The sequence below is a fragment of the Dehalococcoidia bacterium genome (genome assembly GCA_021295915.1).
Taxonomy (GTDB): domain Bacteria; phylum Chloroflexota; class Dehalococcoidia; order Lucifugimonadales; family UBA1123; genus VXRN01.
This window is the reverse complement of the sequence record JAGWBK010000090.1, coordinates 1-2,552: the sequence shown is the minus strand read 5'-3', so window position 1 is coordinate 2,552 and position 2,552 is coordinate 1. Positions and strand designations below refer to the sequence as shown.

5 protein-coding genes are annotated in these 2,552 nt (G+C 60.9%); 2 read left to right on the top strand and 3 right to left on the bottom strand.

The genetic code is table 11. The annotated features are described in order from the left end of the window. Positions 1-32 precede the first annotated feature (32 nt). Positions 33-254 carry a hypothetical protein gene (locus tag J4G14_15200; protein MCE2459135.1) on the top strand — a complete coding sequence of 74 codons (222 nt, stop codon included), beginning with the start codon at positions 33-35 and terminating at the stop codon, positions 252-254. Between the two features lie 307 nt (positions 255-561). Here the strand turns inward: J4G14_15200 and J4G14_15195 are convergent, their stop codons facing one another. Next, positions 562-708 (bottom strand): hypothetical protein, encoded by a 147-nt coding sequence (locus tag J4G14_15195; protein MCE2459134.1) that lies wholly within the window; start codon positions 706-708, stop codon positions 562-564. Beyond that, positions 705-854 carry a hypothetical protein gene (locus J4G14_15190; GenBank protein ID MCE2459133.1) on the bottom strand — a complete coding sequence of 50 codons (150 nt, stop codon included), beginning with the start codon at positions 852-854 and terminating at the stop codon, positions 705-707. The genes J4G14_15195 and J4G14_15190 overlap by 4 nt, the downstream gene beginning before the upstream one ends. Positions 855-961: 107 nt before the next feature. Here J4G14_15190 and J4G14_15185 point away from each other — a divergent pair, with 107 nt between their 5' ends. Then, complete coding sequence (locus tag J4G14_15185) at positions 962-1,126, top strand: hypothetical protein (GenBank protein ID MCE2459132.1); 165 nt, start codon at positions 962-964, stop codon at positions 1,124-1,126. Between the two features lie 28 nt (positions 1,127-1,154). Here the strand turns inward: J4G14_15185 and J4G14_15180 are convergent. Further along, positions 1,155-2,552, bottom strand: a 1,398-nt coding sequence (locus J4G14_15180) for a phytanoyl-CoA dioxygenase family protein (protein MCE2459131.1), incomplete at its 5' end; no start/stop codon positions are given.

Here is a 2,552-nt window from a genome sequence, read left to right as displayed (position 1 = left end):
TCGGCGATTGAGGGAGCTGCTCAACGTGCAGTGTGCATGACGGCATCTCTTTCGAACAGCTTGGCAAGCCCGCGCTGGTGATCTGCACCTACCCGTTCGAGGTAACGGGGCGCAACATCGCCAGGGCCCTCGGCATTCCGGACTACCGGTTCGCGATGGTCGACCACCCGATCGGCAGTCGCACTTTGGACGAACTCAAGGAGCGGGCGCGTTCGGCGTTCGAGCAAGGCGTGAGAATCCTGAAGGCGTCGTGAGTTGCCGACCGCCCGACGACATGGCAGGTGAGCGTCGAACTTCGTTGCGCGACCGTGCTGACCTGGACGGTGCCTTCATAACGATAGGCCTGCCAATCATCCATCCGCAGCATCTGGCGTCGCACTCTCGCGGGTTTAAAGTCTCCCTGCAGCAGCGTGACACCGCTGTCTGTTCCCGGGACCGGGAACGCGTACCAGAGAAAATCCACGTCCTTGATGCGGAAGCCGAACGCATCGCGGTAGAAGGCGTCGGCGGTCCGATAGCTACTGATCCGGGCCTTGCGCATGGACTTGCCCAACGGCGCATTCAGAATCGCGGCAGGTCCACGCGGCCCACGGCGAGTGCGGTCTCGGGGATCGCGAGATCGATGAAGCGCAGTTCCGACACATCTGCGCCGGAATGGAAACAGCAGAGCAGCAGCGCTGCCGCCAACTGCATTCTCGTCAGTCTCACTTTCTACGCTCTATCATGACTTCATGCCTGCGCCTGAACGTCTCGTTGCGCTCACCAGAGAACAGCGCGCAGCTCACATTGTCGGTGGCTACCGCAGAGCCCGCGTTGGTTATGGTCATGACTTCCTCCACGTCGACCGTCGCCATTATTCTACTCCCGCGATCGACGACAACAACCGGTCGCTCTGTCAGACAGGTCGCTATCGGCACCCCCAACGACCCCGCTTATTGCTCATCATGGGGCGGGCGCCTCAATGCTGCTCTGGCAGGACAGCTTCCGTGAACGCCTCGCGGCGGGTGGCCGATACGTTATCCACTTCGACAATCGTGACGTTGGCAGGACCACCTGCTGCCCGCCCGGTGAGCCCAACTACGATCGTCCCGGCAATCCTCGAACACACCGCCTGACCAGCGGATAGGAGAGATGAGTCGTAGTCCGCGGCACCGTCATGCACGAGACGCGGCGACTGCTGCTGCGACATCCTGGCGGGGCTGTCCGAACTCGTCGTCACAGAGCATCTTCATCACATCCTGCAGTTCCCGTTCGGTGAGCGCCGCGTGAATTCTCGTCGCCCCGGCAAAGGCGTCGGCCGATTCCACCTTCTCATCCCGTTCCCGCAGGTCGCGGACAAACGATGGCACGATGCAGGTCTGCATGGCCCAGCGTTCCCGGCCGGAGACATTCAGTTCGGGCGGGGAACGATGGTAGGTGCGCGAGTCATACAGGATGCCCGAGCCTGCTGGAAACGACATCTGCACCACGTCTTTATGTGGTCCTTCGCCAGCCACCGTTGGAATGGCATTCATCTCCGTAGGTGGCGGGCCTTCAAACTCGTGTGATCCCAGGACGAACTGGGTGGAACCCGCCTCAGGCGTGAAGTCCGTCAGCGCAATGTTGAACTGCATGCCCAGGCGGTCCCTGCGCTGCTTCCAATCAGGGTACCGTGTCGAAATTGACGCATCGAGTTTTTCGAACTCCTCAGGACCCAGCATGTAGGTGTGTGCTGCCGTCTCGCTGTTGACCGGATAGGGATAGTCGCAGTGCCAGCCACCTGGCATGACCTGGGTATTGTCGCCGGCCTTCTCCGCCGGCCTCAGGATCGTGAATCCCGGGCACTGGCAGTAGTGAATGTCTTCAACGCCCAGGTAACTCTCGAGAAGCCACAGTGATACCGGGTGCATCAGCGCCTGTGCCACTGCAGGGGTCATACCGAGAAAACTCTCGCCTTCATCCATCAGCCTTCGTGGTCGGATGATGTTGTCGCCGGACTTGTAGGGGCGTTTATCCTGGCCCGCCCGCAACTTTGCTTCCTTGTCAGCCCCTTTTTTGCGGACTCTATTGATGTTCGCGATCAGGTTCGTCAGCATGGCAGGACTCATCACGTTTTCCACCACCGTCCAGCCTTGGGCCTCCAGTTCCGCCAGGTAGGCCGACGGCAACCGCGCAGGCGCCTGTCGCGCGGAGAAAACCCGGTCAGCACCTAGCCCTGACAAACTCGAATCGTCGCCAAGGACACGAAAGGCAGGTGACGCGAGCTCGCTGGCGCCTGGTCCAAAGACGGCGTCAATCGCCGTAGCACTGTCGTCAGCGGAAGGTTCACCACTGGGCGCCACCGACACCATCGCGCCGGTGGCTGCATTCCTGAGGGTTTTGTCGTCCTTCCATTCCCAGATGCAGCTGTCGTCACAGCGCGGACGCAGTCCAAGTGCAGTCTGCCCACCATCACTCAGATGGAGTCCCGTTGCATCGCTGACCAGCAGGATATACTCGTGCATGGCAGACCTCTCGTTGGTTGAAGCGCGTAGTTTAGGGTAGCGGCATTGTGACGTGAACCCCGAACCACG

Coding starts and splice junctions, on each gene's coding strand:
- J4G14_15185 (MCE2459132.1), top strand. CDS start 962: ATGCTGCTCTGGCAGGACAGCTTCCGTGAACGCCTCGCGGCGGGTGGC.
- J4G14_15190 (MCE2459133.1), bottom strand. CDS start 854: ATGGCGACGGTCGACGTGGAGGAAGTCATGACCATAACCAACGCGGGC.